Source organism: Burkholderia singularis, from assembly GCF_001718875.1.
Taxonomy (GTDB): Bacteria; Pseudomonadota; Gammaproteobacteria; order Burkholderiales; family Burkholderiaceae; genus Burkholderia; species Burkholderia singularis.
On record NZ_CP013449.1, the window covers coordinates 330,325 to 349,444 of the forward strand.

The 19,120-nt window shown below is 63.4% G+C and carries 16 protein-coding genes and 3 pseudogenes; 12 read left to right on the forward strand and 7 right to left on the reverse strand.

Annotation, left to right across the window (positions count from 1 at the left end):
• Positions 1–312: 312 nt before the first annotated feature.
• Complete coding sequence (locus AQ611_RS17470) at positions 313–1,194, forward strand: Dyp-type peroxidase (RefSeq protein ID WP_069236363.1); 882 nt, start codon at positions 313–315, stop codon at positions 1,192–1,194.
• A gap of 6 nt (positions 1,195–1,200) precedes the next feature.
• Here the strand turns inward: AQ611_RS17470 and AQ611_RS17475 are convergent, their stop codons facing one another.
• Positions 1,201–1,602, reverse strand: a complete 402-nt coding sequence (locus tag AQ611_RS17475; protein WP_059515230.1) for an OsmC family protein — start codon at positions 1,600–1,602, stop codon at positions 1,201–1,203.
• A 154-nt stretch (positions 1,603–1,756) separates the two neighbouring features.
• Between AQ611_RS17475 and AQ611_RS17480 the strand changes: the two genes are divergently transcribed.
• Positions 1,757–2,548, forward strand: a complete 792-nt coding sequence (locus tag AQ611_RS17480; protein ID WP_069235514.1) for an SDR family oxidoreductase — start codon at positions 1,757–1,759, stop codon at positions 2,546–2,548.
• Positions 2,549–2,591: 43 nt separating this feature from the next.
• Here the strand turns inward: AQ611_RS17480 and AQ611_RS17485 are convergent, their stop codons facing one another.
• Entirely contained in the window at positions 2,592–3,956 is a 1,365-nt protein-coding gene (locus tag AQ611_RS17485; RefSeq protein ID WP_069235515.1) for a carbohydrate porin, read from the reverse strand.
• On the opposite strand from AQ611_RS17485, the gene AQ611_RS25660 reads away from it, so the two are divergent.
• Positions 3,937–4,248, forward strand: coding sequence for a hypothetical protein (locus AQ611_RS25660; protein ID WP_125910403.1), 312 nt, complete (start codon positions 3,937–3,939; stop codon positions 4,246–4,248). The genes AQ611_RS17485 and AQ611_RS25660 overlap by 20 nt on opposite strands.
• Before the next feature lie 615 nt (positions 4,249–4,863).
• Positions 4,864–6,909, forward strand: coding sequence for a TonB-dependent receptor (locus AQ611_RS17495; protein WP_069236364.1), 2,046 nt, complete (start codon positions 4,864–4,866; stop codon positions 6,907–6,909).
• A 164-nt stretch (positions 6,910–7,073) separates the two neighbouring features.
• Here the strand turns inward: AQ611_RS17495 and AQ611_RS17500 are convergent, their stop codons facing one another.
• The 3 genes from AQ611_RS17500 to AQ611_RS17515 all read right to left on the reverse strand — a co-directional run bounded on the left by AQ611_RS17500 (position 7,074) and on the right by AQ611_RS17515 (position 9,412).
• Complete coding sequence (locus AQ611_RS17500; RefSeq protein WP_059515222.1) at positions 7,074–8,132, reverse strand: AI-2E family transporter; 1,059 nt, start codon at positions 8,130–8,132, stop codon at positions 7,074–7,076.
• Positions 8,133–8,381: 249 nt separating this feature from the next.
• The gene (locus tag AQ611_RS17510; RefSeq protein WP_059515220.1) at positions 8,382–8,966 is read right to left on the reverse strand and encodes a BPSL1445 family SYLF domain-containing lipoprotein; all 585 of its coding nucleotides are present in this window, start codon (positions 8,964–8,966) and stop codon (positions 8,382–8,384) included.
• A 59-nt stretch (positions 8,967–9,025) separates the two neighbouring features.
• Positions 9,026–9,412, reverse strand: a complete 387-nt coding sequence (locus AQ611_RS17515) for an ElaB/YgaM/YqjD family protein (RefSeq protein WP_059515218.1) — start codon at positions 9,410–9,412, stop codon at positions 9,026–9,028.
• Between the two features lie 20 nt (positions 9,413–9,432).
• On the opposite strand from AQ611_RS17515, the gene AQ611_RS25665 reads away from it, so the two are divergent.
• The gene (locus AQ611_RS25665) at positions 9,433–9,903 is read left to right on the forward strand and encodes a hypothetical protein (protein WP_146011733.1); all 471 of its coding nucleotides are present in this window, start codon (positions 9,433–9,435) and stop codon (positions 9,901–9,903) included.
• Between the two features lie 69 nt (positions 9,904–9,972).
• On the opposite strand, the gene AQ611_RS17520 is transcribed toward AQ611_RS25665, so the two are convergent.
• Positions 9,973–11,793, reverse strand: a complete 1,821-nt coding sequence (locus tag AQ611_RS17520; protein WP_069235518.1) for an ExeM/NucH family extracellular endonuclease — start codon at positions 11,791–11,793, stop codon at positions 9,973–9,975.
• 230 nt (positions 11,794–12,023) lie between these two features.
• Between AQ611_RS17520 and AQ611_RS17525 the strand changes: the two genes are divergently transcribed.
• From AQ611_RS17525 to AQ611_RS17550, 7 genes and pseudogenes are all read left to right on the forward strand, one after another.
• Positions 12,024–12,377 carry a YciI family protein gene (locus tag AQ611_RS17525; protein WP_069235519.1) on the forward strand — a complete coding sequence of 118 codons (354 nt, stop codon included), beginning with the start codon at positions 12,024–12,026 and terminating at the stop codon, positions 12,375–12,377.
• A 222-nt stretch (positions 12,378–12,599) separates the two neighbouring features.
• Positions 12,600–13,013: a YciI family protein gene (locus AQ611_RS17530; protein ID WP_069235520.1), complete on the forward strand. Its 414-nt coding sequence runs from the start codon at positions 12,600–12,602 to the stop codon at positions 13,011–13,013.
• Between the two features lie 198 nt (positions 13,014–13,211).
• The gene (locus AQ611_RS17535) at positions 13,212–14,477 is read left to right on the forward strand and encodes an RNA polymerase sigma factor (protein WP_069235521.1); all 1,266 of its coding nucleotides are present in this window, start codon (positions 13,212–13,214) and stop codon (positions 14,475–14,477) included.
• Between the two features lie 224 nt (positions 14,478–14,701).
• Entirely contained in the window at positions 14,702–15,739 is a 1,038-nt protein-coding gene (locus AQ611_RS17540) for an N-acetylmuramoyl-L-alanine amidase (protein ID WP_069235522.1), read from the forward strand.
• Between the two features lie 390 nt (positions 15,740–16,129).
• Positions 16,130–16,361: pseudogene (locus AQ611_RS24910) on the forward strand (ferritin family protein); the annotation flags it as partial.
• Positions 16,362–16,414: 53 nt separating this feature from the next.
• Positions 16,415–16,835: pseudogene (locus AQ611_RS26380) on the forward strand (Fe-S oxidoreductase); the annotation flags it as partial.
• A gap of 679 nt (positions 16,836–17,514) precedes the next feature.
• Entirely contained in the window at positions 17,515–18,531 is a 1,017-nt protein-coding gene (locus tag AQ611_RS17550; protein ID WP_069235524.1) for a transposase, read from the forward strand.
• Between the two features lies 1 nt (position 18,532).
• On the opposite strand, the pseudogene AQ611_RS17555 reads toward AQ611_RS17550, so the two are convergent.
• Positions 18,533–18,965: pseudogene (locus tag AQ611_RS17555) on the reverse strand (mannose-1-phosphate guanylyltransferase/mannose-6-phosphate isomerase); the annotation flags it as partial.
• Between the last annotated feature and the right edge of the window lie 155 nt (positions 18,966–19,120).

Genomic DNA, 19,120 nt, shown 5'->3' on the forward strand with positions numbered 1-19,120 from the left:
AAAACTATCCGGAAACGGCGCGAGCCCGATGCGGCGCCGCGTGAACGGCACTCAGCGGAAGAACGGCGCGCGCCGAAGGACTGCGAAACCGGAGGCGGCATGCATGCGTGACGACATTTGGCACCTCCTTTGCGTGATTGAGGAAAGAGAAGAGATCGAGCGGAAATGTTGCTCGTGGCAACGATTCTAACGATGCTTGCGTATCGCTGCAATGTCCGGTTCATGCGATTGTTGCCGAATCGATACGCCGCCATTTACTCCGCGTTATGGGACAATCCGGCGTCCCTGACAGAACGGAGCATTGACGAAACGATGAGCGACTTTCAGCAAGGCATTCTGGCGCCGATTCCGGCCGCGAGCCGCTACCTGTCTTTCCGGATCGCCGACGTGCAGGCGGCACCGCGCGTGCTGGCGGCGTTGCGCGACGCGGTCGACGGGAGCGATACCGTGATCGGCATCGGGCCATCGCTCGTGCAGGCGCTCGACAAGAAGATCGACGGACTGAAGGAGTTTCCTGCGCTGTCGGTGCCGGGCGCGCCGGTGCCGTCGACCCCCGCCGCGTTGTGGGTGTGGCTGCGGGCCGACGACGCGGGTGCCGCGTTGCTGCGCTCGCTCGACATCGAGCGGCTCGCCGCGCCCGCGTTCGCGCTCGATAGTGCGGTCAACGCGTTTCGCTACGCGGACGATCGCGATTTGTCCGGCTACGAGGACGGCACCGAGAATCCGCAAGGCGACGAGGCGCTCGAGGCCGCGTTCGTGTCCGGCAAAGGCGCGGGACTCGACGGCGCGAGCTTCGTCGCAGTCCAGCAGTGGGTGCACGACTTCGACAAGATGCGTGCGATTCCAGGCGACGAAATGGATCGGATCATCGGTCGCCGCAAGCAAGACAACGAGGAACTCGACGGCGCGCCCGACTACGCGCACGTGAAGCGCACCGAGCAGGAAAGCTTCACGCCGCAGGCGGTGGTGCTGAGGCGTTCGTCGCCGTGGGCGGACGAGCGCCGCGGGGGCCTTTATTTCGTCGCGTTCGGGCACTCGTTGCGTGCGTTCGAGGTGCAGATGCGCCGGATGATCGGCGCGCCCGACGGCGTGCATGACGGTCTGTTCCGCTTCACGCAGCCGATCACGGGCTCGTTTTTCTGGTGCCCGCCCGTCAAGGACGGCAAGCTCGATCTATCCGCGCTCGGGTTGTGACGCGCGTCATTTGAGCGCCGTGTCGATCCGCGTGCCGCGCTTGATGAAGAGCGTGACGGGCGTTTTCTCGCTGATTTCCAGCAACCGCTGGCGTTGCGCGTCGTCGAGCGGCCCGTCGACGGTGATCGTGCGCCGCACGTACTGCGTGCCGTCGCGCTCGACGTGCAGCTCGGCGCGCGCGCTGAGCCGCGCGTCGGGCCAGCTCTTGCGTTGCATGTACATCCGCAGCGTCGCGACGGTGCAGGCGACGAGCCCGGACAGCACGAACTCGTAGGGCGCCGGGCCGGCGTCGTTGCCGCCTTCGCGCGTATGCTCGTCGCCTTGCAGGCGGTGCGAGCCGGCTTGCAGATCGACGACGTAGTTCGCTGCATCGGGCGCCATTTCGGCGGTGGCATGGAAGAACGACATGGCGGCTCTCACGAAAAAGGAATCGGTTGTGGCCGGGGCATTGGCCATATGCATCAGGATAAACGGGTTCGCGCGCGTGCGCCGGATGGTCGCTCGCGTATGAACGCCGCGTTCCGCGTTTTGTTTTGTCGACGACGAATCAAAGGAGTGACCGATGACGATACATCCGAACCCGCGCCTGGCCGGCAAGCGCGCATTCATCACCGGTGCGGCGGGCGGCCTGGGCCGCGCGATCGCGCGTCGGATGGCCGAGCAGGGCGCGAAACTGTTTCTGACCGACATTGTCGATGCGCGCGTGCTCGACGCGCTTGCCGCCGAGTTGAACGCCGCAGCGGGCGGGCAGATCGCGTGGTCGGCCGTGCAGGACGTCGCCGACGATGCGCAATGGCCGGCGCATCTGGCGCGGGCGAGCGACGTGATGGGCGGCTTGTCGGTGCTGGTGCACAACGCGGGGGTCGGCTCGGTCGGCGCGATCGGGCAGATCGAACGCGACGAGTGGCGGCGCGTGATGGCGATCAACGTCGAAAGCATCGCGCTCGGCACCAAGCATGCGCTGCGATATCTGGAGGCGGGCGCGCCCGCGTCGATCGTCAACATCTCGTCGGTGGCGGCGTTCAAGACGGAGCCCGACTATACCGTCTACAACGCGTCGAAGGCGGCGGTTGCATCGTTGACGAAGTCGATCGCGGTCGATTGCGCGCGCCGGCAGACCGACGTGCGCTGTAATTCGATCCATCCGTCGTTCATTCTGACGGGCATCGTCGCGCCGATCGTTCGTCAGTTGGGCGAGAAAGAGGCGGTTCGCCGGCTCGCGCGCGGCGTACCGATGCGCCGGCTCGGCGAGCCGGACGACGTTGCATACGCGGCCGTCTATCTCGCATCCGACGAGAGCCGCTACGTCACCGGCGCGGAGCTGGTGATCGACGGCGGCCTGTGCGCGGTTTGATCCGCGCGCGGCACGCCGGTCGAGCGCGCGGCGTGCGGATCGATCAGAACGTGAGGCCGGTCTTCAGGCCGATCACGAATGCGTTCTTGTTTTGCGACGTGCCGCCCGGATGAAGGATGTATTGCAGATTCGGGCGGAAATACATCGACGCGGCCGGCGACCACGTGTAATACAGCTCGCTCACGTATTCATAGCCGCTGCCGGCGATCGTCGTGCCGCCGGTGCGCAGGTTGTTCTGTCGCACGTAATCGGCGTAGCGGCCGTTGTTGTGCGTCGCGCCGATCGCGAAGCCGACCGAATCGCGCAGGCGGTTGAACGGCCCCTTGTATTGCACGCCCGCCGCGATCTGGCCGTCGACGGCGGCCGTGTTCCGGTCGGCCTGCGTGATGTTCAGGAATACTGTCGCGCCCTGGCCGCCCGGCGAGCCCGTGATCTGCTGCTGGATGTTGACGTACACGCCGTACTGGCCACTGCGCTTGAGCGCGGGCAGGCCGGTGAGACCGCGCGGGTCGTGGTTGATGTCGTCGAACAGATCATCGCCAGACGACGTGTTGTACCAGAAGCCGAGCTTGTACGAGCCGGGCATGCCGCCGAGGCTCGGCAGCCAGCCGAATTCGACCGGGATGAGCGCGCCCGTCGTGCCGTCCGGGAAGCCGGGCTTCCAGCCGTTGTGGCGCGCGTAGCTGTCGCTGACATAGTTCGGGTTGACCTGGTAGATGCCGATCTGTCCGTAGAATTGCTGGACGGGCTGGAATTTGACGCGCGCGGCCCAGACGCTCGTCGGCCAGTTCAGCCAGTAGCCGCCGACGAGGTTGCCCGGTTGCGAGCCGCAAAAGGTCAAGTTCTCGAAATCGCACGAGAAGCTCGCGAAATCTTCACCGAGCGTGAGCCGGCCGAGCTTGATTTGCAGGCGGTCGTCGAACAGCTTCTGGTTGATCCAAAATTGCGTCAGGTGCCAGGTTTGGCCGCGGCCGTAGACTTCCTGGATCAGCATGTTGTTGCCGATGTGCGCGTCCGCGCCGAGATCGCGGCCGTTGCGATCGGTCATCGTGAACTGGAACTGCGCGCCTTTCCAGCCGATCAGCTTGTTCAGGTCGAGATTCGTGCCGATCGCCCACTGGTCGGTGTAGCGCGTCAGATGATCGGTGCCGCCGCTGAAGTTGTGCGCGAGCTCGCCGGTGTAGCTGGCGCTGAAGTTGATGCCCTTATCGGCGAGCCGCGTGCGCATACCGTTCCAGTCGCCCAGCAGATAAGGGCTATTGGTGAAGTCATACGCATGCGCGCTTGCCGCGCCGAGCGCCAGTGCTGCGCCCGCCGCGGCCTTCGACCAATGACGCACGCGCCGCTTTTGCGCCGCAGACGGATTCGCGCGGGTTTGCGCGGGTTCGATGAGCGTTTCTCCTCGCATTGGATTCCTCTATTTCGATTGTGATAGGCCGTTGAACGATCACAGGGGCGGCAACGGCTCCGCCTGGCGCCACGAATCGCCGTGGCGCGCCGCGATACCGGCGATATTCGCGATGCGTCCGAGGTTCGGCGTATCGCGGGCAATCGGCGAAAAACCGCGAATGATGCTTGCGCGCGCCGGAATTGTCAAAAACCAGGCGGCCACAATCAACGTGGCCGAATCATTGACGCTTTCGTCGCGCGCACTGCTTAGGGCTATTGATCGTACTCAAAACAATGCGTGCGTGCTTTGAGCGTGCGTGGAGGCAAATTCGTTGTTGCGGCGCAGGAATTGCATGGAGATTCCAGCCATGGTCCGTTTAGTTGCGCAATCGGAACGTTTGTTGTGCATTGCAATGTCGCAACTTGCCGCGATGCCGCGTGAGCGCGCCAATCGCCGCACCGGCGGCACCTTCGGCGTGCGCACGGCGTGGCGTTGGGGTTACGCGGAAGGAACATGGCGCCGCGCCGGCAGACAGCGAGGCATAAGCCGGAAGCCCGCGCGCGAGCCGGCAACGACAGGCAATGCCGTACCGCCGCTGGCGGGGCGATTCGGCCAGCCGATGGGCGGCGCACAGTCATGAAAGCTTAACGTAATATTTTTGTTTCTGAAATAGAACCAATGTAGCTTATTGGATTCAATTCCGTGCTGCGGAGCGGGCATTGCGCTATGTCGGCGAGAGCCGACAAGTAGCCTATTTCGTTTAGTGTCGTTGTTCCAATGTGATATTGATACGTTATATCATATCGTTTCCGGTGCGAGGCAGCCGGCGAATCTCTGTCTCACCTTCCACTCGCTATCGATGAATCCAGCAGACTCATTCCGTATCGTTCCGCCCTTCGTGCGCAGGTTTTCGCCGCTTCGTCCGCTGCCACTGCTGCTTGCCGCCGGCCTCGCGCACGGTCAGAGCGCCGCGTCGGGCACCGCCCCCGCGTCCGCCGACGCGCCCGCTACAACGCTGCCGCCAATCTTCGTGACCGCGAATCCGCTTGGCTCCGCTGCGCTGAGCTCGCCCACTGCGTCGCTGTCCGGCGACGCGCTGACGCTGCGCCGCACCGATTCGCTGGGCGATACGCTCAATGGTTTGCCCGGCGTGTCGACGACGACCTACGGGCCGATGGTCGGCCGTCCGATTATCCGCGGGATGGACGGCGACCGGATTCGTCTGCTGCAAAACGGCGTCGCGGCATATGACGCGTCGTCGCTGTCATACGACCACGCCGTTCCGGAGGACCCGTTGTCGATCGAGCGCATCGAGATCGTGCGCGGGCCGGCCGCGCTGCTGTATGGCGGCAATGCGGTCGGCGGCGTCGTCAACACGATCGATAACCGGATTCCGCGCGAGCCGGTCAAAGGCGTGTCCGGCGCGCTCGATGCCAGCTACGGCGGCGCGAACAACGCGCGCTCGGGCGCGGCGCTCGTCGAAGGCGGCAACGGCCGCTTTGCGTTTCACGCGGATGCGTTCGATCGCCAGACGAGCGACCTGCGCATTCCCGGTTTTGCCCATTCGGCCCGCCAGCGCGCGCTCGACGGCCCGGACGCGGACGAGCCGTCCGGCCGTCTGCCGAACAGCGACGGCCGCCGGTACGGCGGCGCGGCAGGCGGTTCGTACACGTGGGCCGACGGTTACGTCGGTGCGTCGTATAGCGGCTACGAGTCGAACTACGGCTCGGTCGCGGAAAGCGACGTGCGGCTCAAGATGCGCCAGCAGCGCGTGGCGATCGCGTCGCAGGTGCGCAACCTGAGCGGCCCGTTCTCTCAATTGAAATTCGATTTCGCGTACACCGACTACGAGCACAAGGAAATCGAGGGCGGTGTGACTGGCACGACGTTCAAGAATCACGGCTACGAGGCGCGCATCGAGGCACGGCATCGCAAGTTCGGTCCGTTCGAGGGCGCGCTCGGCGTGCAGGTCGGCCAGAACACGTTCTCGGCGCTCGGCGACGAGGCGCTCGCGCCGACCACGCGCACCACGAGCGTCGCGCTGTTCGGCCTCGAGCAATGGCAGGCGACGAGCGCGCTGAAGTTCTCCGCCGGCGTGCGCTACGAACACGTGAGCCTCGATCCCGCCGTCGTCGACGGCACCCGTTTTGCGTCTGCGCGTTCGCGTTCGTTCAATGCGGGCAGCGTATCGGCGGGCGCGTTGTATCAACTCGCGCCGGCGTGGGTGCTGGCGGGCAACGTCTCATATACGGAGCGCGCGCCCACGTTCTACGAGCTGTACTCGAACGGTCCGCACGGCGCGACGGGGCAGTTCCTGATCGGCAATCCGGACGCGCAGAAGGAAAAAGCGATCTCGACCGACCTGTCGCTGCGCTACGCGAGCGGTTCAAACAAAGGCAGCATTGGCGTGTTCTATAGCCGTTTCAAAAATTATCTGGCCGAATACAACACGGGCCGCGTCGTCGACGACAGCGACGAGCCAGTGCCGCCCGGCGCAGACGGTGCGTTGAACGAAGCCGTTTATCGCGGCGTGCGTGCGGAATTTTACGGCGTCGAACTCGACGGCAAGTGGCGCGTGTTCGACAAGCGCGGGCATCGCGTCGATATCGAGGCAACGGCCGATTACACGCGCGCGCGCAACGCCGATACCGGCGAGCCGCTGCCGCGTATCGCGCCGCTGCGCGCGACGCTCGCGGCCGATTATGGCTACGGGCCGTTCGGCGCGCGCGCGCAGCTTACGCACGCGTGGGCGCAGCATCGCGTGCCGCAGAACGATTTGCCGACCGACGGCTACACGTCGTTGGGCGTGGTGCTGACGTATAAATTCCGTGTCGGTACGACGAACTGGCTTGCGTACTTGCGTGGTGACAACCTGACCAATCAGGACATTCGCTACGCGAGTTCGGTCGTGCGCGATATCGCACCGCAAGGCGGACGCAGCGTGATGGTCGGGATGCGCTCGACGTTCTGAGCGGCCGGGCGCGTGCGCAAGTCGGCAGGCACGGCCAGGATGGTGCCGACGGCCGTGCGCCGCGCCGATGCCGTGCAATCCGGCTTTTTGCCGCCGCTCGCGCGATGCGCGATTTCATGCGGCGCACGTCGCCCGCAGCGCTCGCCGCGGGCCGGCAGCAGTGCTTATGATTCGTCGCCCTGTTCGGTGCGCGCGTAGATGTCCCAGCTTGCCATGAACAGCGCGGCAACGAGCGGGCCGATCACGAAGCCGTTGATGCCGAAGAGCGCCATGCCGCCGAGCGTCGAGATCAGCACGACCCAATCGGGCATTTTCGTGTCCTTGCCAACCAGGATCGGCCGCAGCAGATTGTCGACGAGGCCGATCACGCCGACGCAGAACGCGACGAGGATCACGCATTTCCAGATTTGCCCCGTCACTGCGAAATAAGCGGCGGCCGGCACCCAGACGAGCCCCGCGCCGATCGCGGGCAGCAGCGACAGGAACGCCATCAGCGAGCCCCACAAAATCACGCCCTGGATCCCGAGAATCCAGAAGATAAGACCGCCGAGCGCGCCTTGCACGGCCGCGACCGCGATGTTGCCTTTCACGGTCGCGCGCACGACGGTCGTGAACTTCGTCAGCAGGTGCTGCTTGTGCTCGTCGTTGAGCGGCAGCGCGCGCCGCACGCGGCGGCCGATCTCGCCGCCGTCGCGCAGCAGGAAGAAAACGAGATAAAGCATCACGCCGAAGCTGACGACGAATTGAAACGTGTTCTGTCCGATGCTGAGCGCCTGCGACGCGACGAACTGGCTGATTGCCGCCGCGCCGTCAGTGAGTTTTTTCTGGATGCCGGCGATATCGGTCAGCCCGTAATTGCGCAGTACGCGCTGCACGGAGTTCGGCAACGCGTGCATGATGTCGTGGAAATACTGCGTCATGTTCGGCTGCATCGCCTTGATCTGCTGGTACGCATATGCGATTTCCTGCACGAGTGTGCCCGTGACGAACACGAGCGGCAGAATGACGATCAGGATGATCAGCGAAAGCGTGATGAGCGCCGCGAGGTTGCGCCGCTTGCCAAGACGCGCTGCGAGCCAGCGCTGCACCGGCTGGAACAGGATGGCGAGAATGGTGCCCCAGAAGATCGCACCGAAAAACGGCAGCAGGATCCAGCAGAGGCCGACGGTGACGACGAACAGCAGCAGATGGAAGAATTTTTGATGATCGTTCCCGCTATCCATGGTGTGCTCGGGGAGGTAGGTTGATCGGATCGGCAAAGCCGCGCCGCCCCGATTATGCCTGCGACTGGGCGCGCGCGGCATTAGGAATGCCGCGCGCCGAACGCGCATCGTTCGGGCTCCGATGGAAAAGGGAAAAGGAGTGCCGCCGCATCGCGGCCGGCCGCAGCGGGTGCGACACGGTGCAACGTGACGCCAAACGGCTGCCGCGCCTGCTCGGGGCATGGGCAGCCGTTTGGTAATGGCCGGATGTCAGAGTTTCAGACGCGTCACTTTAGTGCCGTTTACCGACAAATCGCCCATCAAGCCGGCGTTCGTCAGCACGATCACTTCGACGGGCGAGGTCGCGCTCGACGAATCGACCGCGCCGTTCGCGCCCATCTTCACGAGCGCGACCGACGCATCGGCGCCGGCGGCCCAGCCGTCCGAGCTGCGGAATTTGTCGAGCGCGTCCTGAGTCATGAAGAGGAAGATGATCGCTTTCGACTGCGCGCCCGCCTGCAAGCCGACCGAGATCGACGACGTATTGTAGTAGCCGAGCGTCGCGCCGCCGACGCGCAACGCGCCATTGCCGCTTTGCCCGCCGACGATGAAGCCGGCTTGCAGCACGCTTGGGAACACAAGCACGCCGCGTGCTTTCGCGACCAGCTCGCGCGAGCCGGGCACGGTCGAGTACAGGCGCGAGAGCGTCGCGTTCACGCGTGAGTCGATCGCTTCGCGTGTCGATGCGTCGGATGCCGACGTCGACGGCTTGTCGGGCGTGGTGGTGCAGCCGGCGAGCGCCAAGCTGCCGAGCATGACCGCCGTGGCCGCTTTTATCGCAAGTGTTTTACGCATTGCCTCGTCTCCGATAGTACAAACGAAATGAAATGCCGGATGCGTTTGCCGACATCAGATCAACGCCGGGCAAGCAGCAGCCCCGCGACGAACGCGACGCCCGCGAGGATGCCGGCGGTTTGCCACGGGTTGTCGCGCACGGCTTGGGCGGCACGCTCGGTCGATGCCCGCAGGCGGTCGAGCGCGTCGTCGGACGCATCCTCGAGTGCGCTGCGCGCGGCGTCGATTCGCTGATGAAGGCGCTCGCGCAGCGCCGCGATGTCACCGTCGTCCTTTTCCTTCAGCAAGTGCTCGAGTTCGTCGATCAACGAGCGCAGATCGTCGTTGACATCGGCATGCAGATCGCGCGCCGCCGAACGGGTGCGGCGCGCTACGCGGCGTCCGGTGCGGCGCGCCTCGGAGAAACCGCGGTCCAGTTTGTGCTCGATGTGATCGGTCAGTGCCATAAAAATCGCTCTCCTGAGTGATGAATGAACAGTCGGGACAACCAAGCCTTGCACTCAATGCGATCGGCTTTGGCAGGCAGAGTTCCGCAATTCCTGTGCCCGTAACCGTGGCAGATCGTTCCGCTACGTTGCCTGGTAAAGGCGCGCGGGGATTTCAGGCGAATGACCTTCGACGAGAAAATGGAAGATTTTCCGGATTATTTGCTTGCGCCGGTAAAAATGGCGTTGCGCAAATGGGCTGTCAGCGTCGGCAGGGGGATACGGGATTGATCGGCGCTGTGCCGCGAACGAATCGACGAAGCCTTGCGGCTTCGTCGGTGGTCCGGCGTTGTTTGATGGCGCGCTGGATAGTGCTGAGAACGAAGCGCCGTCGTTTGCGCGGCGATGCGGGCCTGAGCAAGGCGGCGCGGGTGCGCGCGCAAGTCATGGCGCTCTTCATTGCCGGAGTGCGCGGGGGCGATCCGGCAATGAACATGCGAAGCATTGCTTGAGCCGAAAACGCAGGCACCACGTTGACTCGCATGCCGCCGCACGACGGTGTACGTTCGCTCGGCAATCAATCAGCGGCCGCCCGGCAGCGCGATGTCGACCAGCACAGGATCGTGATCCGACGAGCGATATGCGTCGGGGGCGTAATACGTGCGTTGCTGCTCGGCTGTCTTGTATGCGAGCGGGTACTGCAACGCGACCGGCTCGTCCGCGTTGATGTGCCACTCGTGCACGGCCTTCACGTGCGCCGCGAGCGGCAGCGTCGCGAGCGCATGGTCGATATAGCCTGCTTCGCCGTTGTACACGTAGCTATACGCGTCGGCGCCTATCCAGCGCGACACGAGATTCCGGTAGCCGCGCGATTCGAGCAGGCGGATCGGGTCTTCATACGCGTAGCTGTTGAGATCTCCGATCAGCAGCACGCCTTGGCCCGATACGCCGGTGGGCGTGTTGGCGAGCCAGTCGGCGAGCTTCGCTGCCGCGCGCGTGCGCGTCGCGTTCCAGCAGCCTTGACCGTCGCCTTGATCGAGATCGTCGGCCGCCGCGTCCGGGCAGTTCTTCGATTTCAGATGATTGACCACGACCGTCAGCGCTTGCTTGCCGCCCACGCGCCGGAACGTTTGCGCAAGCGGCTGCCGGTTCTTGTCGTCGATCGCAAGCGTGGCTGCGCGGCCGATCGGCTCGACCTTGCGGCTGTCGTAGATCAGCGCGACCGCAATCGCGTCGCCGCCGAGCCTGGCCGTGCCTGGATCGACGACGCGCCAGCTGTCGCCAAGCTTTGCCGCGAGCTGGCGCACCGCGCTCAAGTCTCCGTAGCCGTTGTTCTGGATTTCCATCAGGCCGATCACATCGGCGTCGAGCGCCTTCAGCGCGCTGACGATCTTTGCATCCTGACGGAGGAATTCCTGATAGGTCTTCGCGCCGCGATTGGCAGGATCGTCGAAGCCGCCGCCCAGGCCGTTGCCGTTGAAATAATTGAGCACATTGAACGACGCGACCCGCAGGTTCGAATGCGGATCGCGTGCGGGGGCCGCGGTGCGCGGATTGCCGCGCGTGTTGAATGCCGGCGCGCTCGTGCCGGGCACGGGCTGCAGACGCCATGCGCCGTAGCGCATTTCGAGCACGCCTTCGACGTTGCTGACCGTGTAGCCCGTGCGCAGCGTATTGGCGGCGGAGAGCGCGGGCGCCGGATACGGCACGGTTGGCGGGTTCTGCTTGTTCGAGCCGTCGTCGAGGATCAGCCGGTTGCGCGCGTTCGCGTCGGCTTGCGCCTGCGCTTGAGCGGGCGGCGCCACGCTCGTCGGGGTGCGCAGGCGGCCATTGCTGAGCAGCATGCTGCCGTAGCGGCCGAGTTCGTAGACATCGGTGACGGTTAGCGTTTGCGGCAGCCGCACCAGCATCCCTTCATACGCGGCGAACGTGTTCGGGGTGTCGACCGGCAGCGTGAGCGTCGCGGGCGTGACCGACTGGCCGCTCGCGCAGACCGCGATACCGCCCGCGAGCGTAAGCTGCGTTTGCCCGTACTTCTCCTCGACCTTGCCTGTCACATGCACGAGATCGCCGGCCTGCGCGCGTGCTTTCGGCGCATAGACGAAAAGCCCTTCGGAGACGCCGGGCTGGTTGCGTCGTTGCGGATCGGCTTGCTGGACGAAGAAGCCGCCGAAGCCGTCGGGACCGCCGAAATCGGCGGTGACCACGGCTTCGATCGACACGTTCTGGCCAGCGAGCGGCGATGGCGTACCGGGACCTTGAATTTCGGCGATTGGCGTTGCGCTGCCGCCGCAGGTCGGACTGACGGGCGCGGCGGTGGCCGCGAGCGCCGGCGAGCACGCAATGGCTGCGACGGCGGGCAGAAGCGACAGGGCGGAAATCAAAGGCGTTGGAGTGCGCATGACGGAAGGTCCTGGTGGTGAGGATGACGAAAGCTTAGCGGTGCATGTTGACAGTTTTTGGTAAAAGTTGGACAGGACCGTGTAATTTGGCCGATTTTCATGGATGGACCGACATGCGCCGCCCGTTCAGAATAGGCTGGTGGCGGATTGCACGCGCCGCCGGCCTGGGCTGGCGCGTGTCGCCTGGCCAGTGCGATACGCTCTGTCGGATCGTTAGGAGGAGGACACTGATGAGTTATCTGCTATTGATCGTCGAGCCGCGCGGCCAGCGTGCGGCGCGCACGCATGAAGAAGGCGAGGCGTTATATGCACGGATGCGCCACTGGGCGGACGCACTAAGCTCGCGTGGGGTGCTGCGCCTGGCCGAATCGTTGGCATCGGATGACGATTCGCCGCGAGTGCAGACGCGCAACGGCGAGGTGCATGTCGTCGATGGGCCGTTTGCCGAAGCCAAGGAAATGATCGGCGGCTTCTTTTTGCTCGATGTTCAAACGCAAGGCGAGGCGCTCGCGATTGCGAAGGAGTGTCCGGCTGCCGAATGGTGCACGGTCGAGGTGCGGGAGATCGGGCCGTGCTTTTTGTGACTGGCGCGGTGGGCAAACGTGTGCCGCGACGGGCGTTCGCCGTGCGCTGGGTGGGGCCAACCGGCGCGATCGCTTCTTTATGTTGCGTCCGTTTGCCGCCGGAGGGATAAAGCCCGGGTTTTCCCTGATTCGATGCATTGCGTGTCGATCGGACATTGCCTCGCACGTCGTAGCGATAGGACGCCGCTTCCGGTGCCCGTTCACGATAGCAAGGAGAGTGCGATGCGTTTCATGATCATGGTGAAAGCCAATGCGACGAGCGAATCCGGCGCGGTGCCCGACGAATCGCTGATCGCCGCGATGGCGAGCTATCACGAGGAATTGGCGAAGGCGGGCGTGCTGCTTGACGCGTCGGGGTTGCAGCCGTCGTCCAAAGGGTGGCGTATCCGCTATTCGGGCGGCAAGCGCTCGGTCATCGACGGGCCATTCGCCGAAACGAAGGAGCTGATCGCAGGCTATACGCTGATTCAGGTGCGCTCGCGCGACGAGGCGCTCGAATGGACGCGCCGCTTTCCTGCGCCGTTCGGCGCCGACGATGACGGCGAGATCGAGGTGCGGCAGATTTTCGAACTCGACGATTTCGAGCCGAGCGCCGCGCTCGAACGGTGCCGTGAGCTCGAAAGCAAGCTCGGCTGACGTGAGTGCAACGCAAATTCGATGGGCGGAGGAGCAGGTGATGAGCATGGTTGCATTCGTTGAAGCGTTACCGCGTTGCTCGGCGGTGCGCTCACGCGACTTTGGCAGCGGCCTGGCTGTGGACGGTGGCGCGCGGCGTGGGCAGGCCCTGCTCTACACCGGGCCGGTGAGTGCAACGAGGCTAGCCGAAGGGCGCACATGACCGAGGCCGCCGTTCATCGCGCCATCGACGCTGTCTGGCGGATCGAGTCCGCGCGGATCATCGCGCATGTCGCACGGCTCGTGCGTGACGTCGGTGTTGCCGAGGAGCTTGCGCAGGATGCGCTGGTCGCGGCGCTGGAGCATTGGCCGCGCGAGGGCGTGCCCGACAAGCCGGGAGCGTGGCTGATGACGGCCGCGAAGCGCCGCGCGCTCGACCATTTGCGGCAAAGCGCGCTGCATGCGCGCAAGCAGGAGCAACTCGGCCTCGAACTCGATGCGCTCGGCGCACACGTCGCACCCGACGTGGCCGACGTGTTCGAGGCCATGCGCGACGACGACATCGGCGACGACCTGCTGCGGCTCGTGTTCACGTCATGCCATCCGGTGCTGTCCACCGACGCGCGCGTGGCGCTGACGCTGCGCCTGCTCGGCGGACTGACGACGGGCGAGATTGCGCGCGCATTCCTGGCGCCCGAGCCGACGATCGCGCAGCGCATCGTGCGTGCCAAGCGAACGTTGGCCGCCGCGAAGGTGCCGTTCGAGGTGCCGCGGGCGCCCGAACGCGCGGCACGGCTTGCTTCGGTGCTCGAAGTGATTTATCTCATCTTCAACGAGGGTTATTCGGCGACGGCGGGCGACGATTGGATGCGGCCCGCGCTGACCGACGAGGCGCTGAGGCTCGCTCGCGTGCTCGCCGAACTCGCGTCGCACGAGAGCGAGGTTCACGCGCTCGTTGCGTTGATGGAACTTCAGGCGTCGCGCATGCATGCGCGTACCGATGCACAAGGGCGTCCGGTGCTGCTGCTCGATCAGGATCGCAGCCGCTGGGACCCGCTGCTGATCCGCCGCGGTCTTGCCGCGCTCGCGCGTGCCGAAGCGTTGGGCGGCGCGCGCGGCCGCTATGCGTTGCAGGCGGCGCTGGCCGCATGCCATGCGCGGGCGCGCAGCGCGGCGCAAACCGATTGGATGGAGATCGTCGCGCTCTACGACGCGCTCGCGCAAGTCGCGCCTTCGCCGGTCGTCGAATTGAATCGGGCCGTGGCGCTCAGCATGGTTTTCGGGCCGGCCGCGGGGCTCGAGATTATCGACGCGCTCGTCGCGGACCCGGCGCTTGCGCGCTATCACTGGTTGCCGAGCGTGCGCGGCGATCTGCTTGCGAAGCTCGGCCGCCGCGATGAGGCGCAAGCGGAATTTCGCCGCGCAGCCGAGCTGACGCGCAATGCGCGGGAGCGCGAGCTGTTGCTCGCACGCGCGGCAGAATGATGGCGCGCTTCGCATGGGATTTCGCACCGGCTTGCACATGCGCATCCTCCGTTACCCATCTCATCCTTCGATGTACCTGCAATGCATAAATGGGCTGCGCAACGAACTTGAACTTACGTTGAGCTAACGACTCAGAGAGTCGCGTGATGCTTTCTTGCGCATGTCATGAGCCCGGCGCAATGCGCCGACCATCAATCGCAGGTGACGACTTGAACGGAAAAGGTATGGCCGACGACGAAACGAAAATCATCAATGAGGGCAGGCGCGGGTTTCTCGCGCGTTCGCCGGCATTGCCGGCGGGGGTATTGGCATTGCCGTCGCTCGTGGGATGCGGCGACGGCGTGATCTCGAATGCGCATGCAGAGAACTCTGCGTCGGCGGGCGGGGCTACCAGCAACGAGAGCTACACGATCGACAAGTCGATCAAATCGCCGAATCAGGATTCGCGCGTTCGGACGCTGGTGCTGCACTACACCGCGCAGACGTTGGCGGATTCGTTGGCATCCCTGACGGATCAGAACAAACAGGTCAGCGCGCACTATCTCGTGCCCGATGCGCCGGACAACGGCCGGCGCTTCAAGGTATTCGAACTCGTACCGGAAGCGCGCCGCGCTTGGCATGCGGGGCTTAGCTACTGGCAAGGCGACCGGATGCTCAACGCAGGCTCGGTTGGCATCGAGATCGTCAATCTCGGCTTTCCGCCGGAGGATGAAACGCTGCCGCTGATGAGCCGGCGCTGGTATCCGTATCCGGATGCACAGGTGGCCGTGTTCGGCAGGCTTGCCGCGGATGTGGTCGCGCGGCACCAGATTTTGCCGCACAAGGTTGTCGGACATTCGGACGTCGCGCCTGGCCGCAAGACTGATCCGGGCCCGCTGTTTCCGTGGAAGCGGCTTTACGACGAATTCCGCATCGGTGCGTGGCCGCAGGCCGAGGCCGTCGCATATTACCGAAGCAGCAGACCGTTCACGGGCGATATCGCGAGCTTGCAATCGAAGCTGCTCGCATACGGCTACGATACGCCGCAAACCGGTCTGCTCGATGCGCAAACGGTCAACGTCGTGTCGGCGTTCCAGATGCACTTTCGGCCGTCCCGCTACGACGGCGTGCCCGATGTCGAGACCGTAGCCATTCTCGATGCATTGCTCGAGAAATACTTCAACCGGCCGCGCTCGCTCAGTATCAATCGGCAACTGTTGCCGAGCGTGCCGACAGGCGAAAAGGGCGGTGATGTGTGGCCGCTTCCTGCCGCGCCGCGCTGACCCGCTGCCGATGGGACGCGCGCCGCATGACAGTGGCGCGCGTCGTGCGAATCGGCGGCACGAATCGGCAGCGCGGCCGATGTTTGCGCGAGCGCTACCAGGTTGCCGTTGCGCACCCAAACCCGCGAATTTGTCCATTTTCAGCATGGCCATTTCCGCAGTTACGCGGATATCGCGGTCATCGCTGCGGCTCTGCTATCTCAAGCCACCTCCACCACGCTTGCCGCATTATCACCGGCTTTAAGAAAGCCTATTGGGAGCACGCGTGCGACCGTCTAGATTGGAATGCACGCTGGCGGACGGCTATCGCTGACGTGCATCGATCATTCCCCACAATATTCGTTCCCGTTCGGTGTCGCGTGCGCGGGCCCTCGATTCGGAGAGGCGTAAATGGCACAGCTCGAGGGCGGCGAGACCGAGCAGAGCGTTCGCGGACGAGTCACTGGCAAATCGCCGCCATCTGTATTTTTCGGCTGAAGCGGACGTCGACGGGCAGAGCGATGTCGCTGCGTTGTTTCGTTCGACCGCCGAAGGCGAGACCAGCCATGCGCGCCGCCATCTCGAATATCTGGAGACAGTAGTCGGCGATCCGGCGACGGATTTGCTGTTCGGTGCGTTGCGGCTGCGACATGATGGAGTCTGCGATGTCTCACCGAGAAGGCGGTCTGGAGGCCCCACGCGGCTTGTTACGTGATCTGCAACGAGCCTGGCATCGGTCATGATTTTGCTTACCCTGCTCGAACACAACGGCATTCCATATGAACTCGTCAAGAGCGGCACGTGTTGCGGAATATCGTTGCCCACTCGAACAGATAAATCTCGAAATCGTCGGAAGAAGAAAGCGGTGAACATTCCTGCGCTTGCCGATTATCCGCGCGCGGGCTACGTGCTGATCGGCGCGACTCCGAGCTACGTGCTGATGTACAAGAGCGAATTGCCGCCGATGTTTCCCGATGATCCTGACATACACACGCTTGCCGATGCGTTCTGGAGCCCATTCGAATAGATAGTTGCGTGCCATCGCCACGGCTTATTGAAAACCGATTTCAAGAATGAGCTTGGCACAGTGCCGTATCACGTGCCGTGCCAGGTGCGTGGTGCGCGAACAAGAAAACATCCGCCGTGCTTTTCGCGTGATTAAGGTTCAGCGAAGCCGCACCGATCGACTCAGACGCCGTCGCTCGCGAGCGATCCCGATTGAGTGCCAAAATTCCATCCTGCACGGTCAACGCGACATATCATTGATCGAAGTTAAGTGGCTCTGATATCGCATGAAGCGAAGATAATGGATTGTGGAAATTATTCGGTTGCCGATCTATAAAAAATATCGCTCGATTTTTATGAATTTACCGCTGTTGCATAAATCGGAAAATTGATTCCGAGTGCGGCCGGGGTTTGTGTTCGATGCTATTTTCAGTGTGGCGTTTCATTTCGCATTTATTTTTTTAGAGCGGTATCGTTTGGGAGTGTGTGTAAAAATAAAAATATTAATCAACCCCTTCTTCATGATTTTGATTGTTGTTTGAGTGGATAATGTCGAGCAAGCTATATATTGCTATAAAACTGGGTGATGATATGCTCCATGCATAAAAAGAATTGCATCGAGTGAGACAGAGGCTTGTGCATCGGAGGTGAAAATGCCGGCATTGTGCCAGTGCTTGACGTGCCGGCGCGCACAACCCTGGCGTTCATGTGCAACCTGGTTACAGCGGCAGGCACGGGGTGCTTGCGGTCTGCGGCCAATCGCAGCCCGGCCTGGCTGCGTGGAGAAACCTATGTTCTTCGATGAGCTAAATGATGCCGAGTGGGCCCGTCTCTCGACATTGATTGTGGATGAACCCGTCCGGCTGAATCGGCGAGGCAGGCCGCGTGCTGAGAATCGAATCGTCGCGAATGCCGTGTTGTGGATTCTCACGACTGGCGAACCATGGTCGAAATTGCCTAGCCGCTATCCGTCCGGTCCGACGTGCCGGCGGCGCTTTGAGGATTGGCTCGCGAGCGGTTTGCTTGCGGAAATGGTGAAGGTGCTCTCCGACGAGAGCGGCCGCAGGTTCGCGTATGTGCCGCCACCGCCCGCGCCGGATGCGGCGGTGCGCCGGGCACCATCTGAGGCGGCGGCCGATTGTGATCGACTGCGCGGCGTGTTTTGGCAAAATCCGCAGTCGTGGCGTTTGCCGCTCGCTCAAACGGGTATGGCGGCTACCGAGGTAGCCGTGAGCGTCAGGCGCTTCGTGAGTGACGATGATCGCGACAACGATTCACGAAATGACCTCAGCGTTGCCGCCTCACGCGCGACGGTAATGCACGATGGCCGACCTGGACATCGCAGAACTCACCAGACGTCGTTCCATGACGCGACGCGCGTTTCGCAGCAGACTGAAACTTATCGCGGCTATACCGTGTACGGAGGCGCACGGCCGGTGCGAAACCTGATGTATCGCGCGTGGGCCGAGATCGTGCAGGAAGATCGCCGAGTCGAACGCTCGGGGCTGATTGGGCCGCGCTTCACCGACGCGGAATCGGCGCAGCATTATGCCCTCGATTGGGCGCGCGGTTGGATTGACCGGCATTGCCCATCGGGAAACGCTACGCCGGCCGAGAAGGCGGAGACCGAAGTTGCTTGCGCTGCGGACCAGACGGTGGCGACGATCGCGGAGTTATCCGCGATCGCTTCGGCCGAATCCAAGATCACACACCTTGCGGCCGAGCGGTGCCGCCCGGCGGATAATCGCGACGATGCGCCGAAAATCCAACTTGATCGGCATGAATATGCCGAATATCGGATCGGTTGAAAAACGTTTCATCGCCACGCGCGATGTGCAGCGGTGTTGCGCACGACGATCCGGTGTTCGGTGCGAGGGTGATGCATTTACAGCGGCAGCCGCGCGCCCGGCTTGATGACGACCCGCTTGCACCGAAGACGTCGGCCGCTATCGGCCCAATCGCAGCATTCCCACGGACGGTGAACTTTGCGGTGAGCTAATGCTTGCGCGCCAGACCCGTCCTTCAGGTGGCTGGCGATTTTCTTGGCCTCCTGCAGATGTGTGCTACCGGCGACGAGAATCGCGTCGGAGATTTCGACCACGGCTCGATTGCGTGTGCAGACACATGCGAACAGGCGTTCGTCCGAATGCGCGAATGTCGATGAGGCATGCCCGATGCACAGATGGCCGCGTGCGATGTTGCCGTTTTTGCTGCTGAGCTGCCGGAACGCATCCCACGGGGCGGCGTCGGGTCCGACCATGTCGAACGCAATGAAAAAATAAATGCTTTGAATTCGATGGAATTAATGCGGCCTTGGGATTGATAAGAAATCTCGGATTTGGTCGGTTTTGTCCATGATAAAAAACATAAAAATATCGACATGAAAAAATTATTAAA

What these genes read in the sequence shown, in the direction of transcription:
- AQ611_RS17470 (WP_069236363.1), top strand. Translation starts at nt 313, where the DNA reads ATGAGCGACTTTCAGCAAGGCATTCTGGCGCCGATTCCGGCCGCGAGC.
- AQ611_RS17475 (WP_059515230.1), bottom strand. Translation starts at nt 1,602, where the DNA reads ATGTCGTTCTTCCATGCCACCGCCGAAATGGCGCCCGATGCAGCGAAC.
- AQ611_RS17480 (WP_069235514.1), top strand. Translation starts at nt 1,757, where the DNA reads ATGACGATACATCCGAACCCGCGCCTGGCCGGCAAGCGCGCATTCATC.
- AQ611_RS25660 (WP_125910403.1), top strand. Translation starts at nt 3,937, where the DNA reads ATGAGCGTTTCTCCTCGCATTGGATTCCTCTATTTCGATTGTGATAGG.
- AQ611_RS17485 (WP_069235515.1), bottom strand. Translation starts at nt 3,956, where the DNA reads ATGCGAGGAGAAACGCTCATCGAACCCGCGCAAACCCGCGCGAATCCG.
- AQ611_RS17500 (WP_059515222.1), bottom strand. Translation starts at nt 8,132, where the DNA reads ATGGATAGCGGGAACGATCATCAAAAATTCTTCCATCTGCTGCTGTTC.
- AQ611_RS17510 (WP_059515220.1), bottom strand. Translation starts at nt 8,966, where the DNA reads ATGCGTAAAACACTTGCGATAAAAGCGGCCACGGCGGTCATGCTCGGC.
- AQ611_RS17515 (WP_059515218.1), bottom strand. Translation starts at nt 9,412, where the DNA reads ATGGCACTGACCGATCACATCGAGCACAAACTGGACCGCGGTTTCTCC.
- AQ611_RS25665 (WP_146011733.1), top strand. Translation starts at nt 9,433, where the DNA reads ATGAATGAACAGTCGGGACAACCAAGCCTTGCACTCAATGCGATCGGC.
- AQ611_RS17520 (WP_069235518.1), bottom strand. Translation starts at nt 11,793, where the DNA reads ATGCGCACTCCAACGCCTTTGATTTCCGCCCTGTCGCTTCTGCCCGCC.
- AQ611_RS17525 (WP_069235519.1), top strand. Translation starts at nt 12,024, where the DNA reads ATGAGTTATCTGCTATTGATCGTCGAGCCGCGCGGCCAGCGTGCGGCG.
- AQ611_RS17530 (WP_069235520.1), top strand. Translation starts at nt 12,600, where the DNA reads ATGCGTTTCATGATCATGGTGAAAGCCAATGCGACGAGCGAATCCGGC.
- AQ611_RS17535 (WP_069235521.1), top strand. Translation starts at nt 13,212, where the DNA reads ATGACCGAGGCCGCCGTTCATCGCGCCATCGACGCTGTCTGGCGGATC.
- AQ611_RS17540 (WP_069235522.1), top strand. Translation starts at nt 14,702, where the DNA reads ATGGCCGACGACGAAACGAAAATCATCAATGAGGGCAGGCGCGGGTTT.
- AQ611_RS17550 (WP_069235524.1), top strand. Translation starts at nt 17,515, where the DNA reads ATGTTCTTCGATGAGCTAAATGATGCCGAGTGGGCCCGTCTCTCGACA.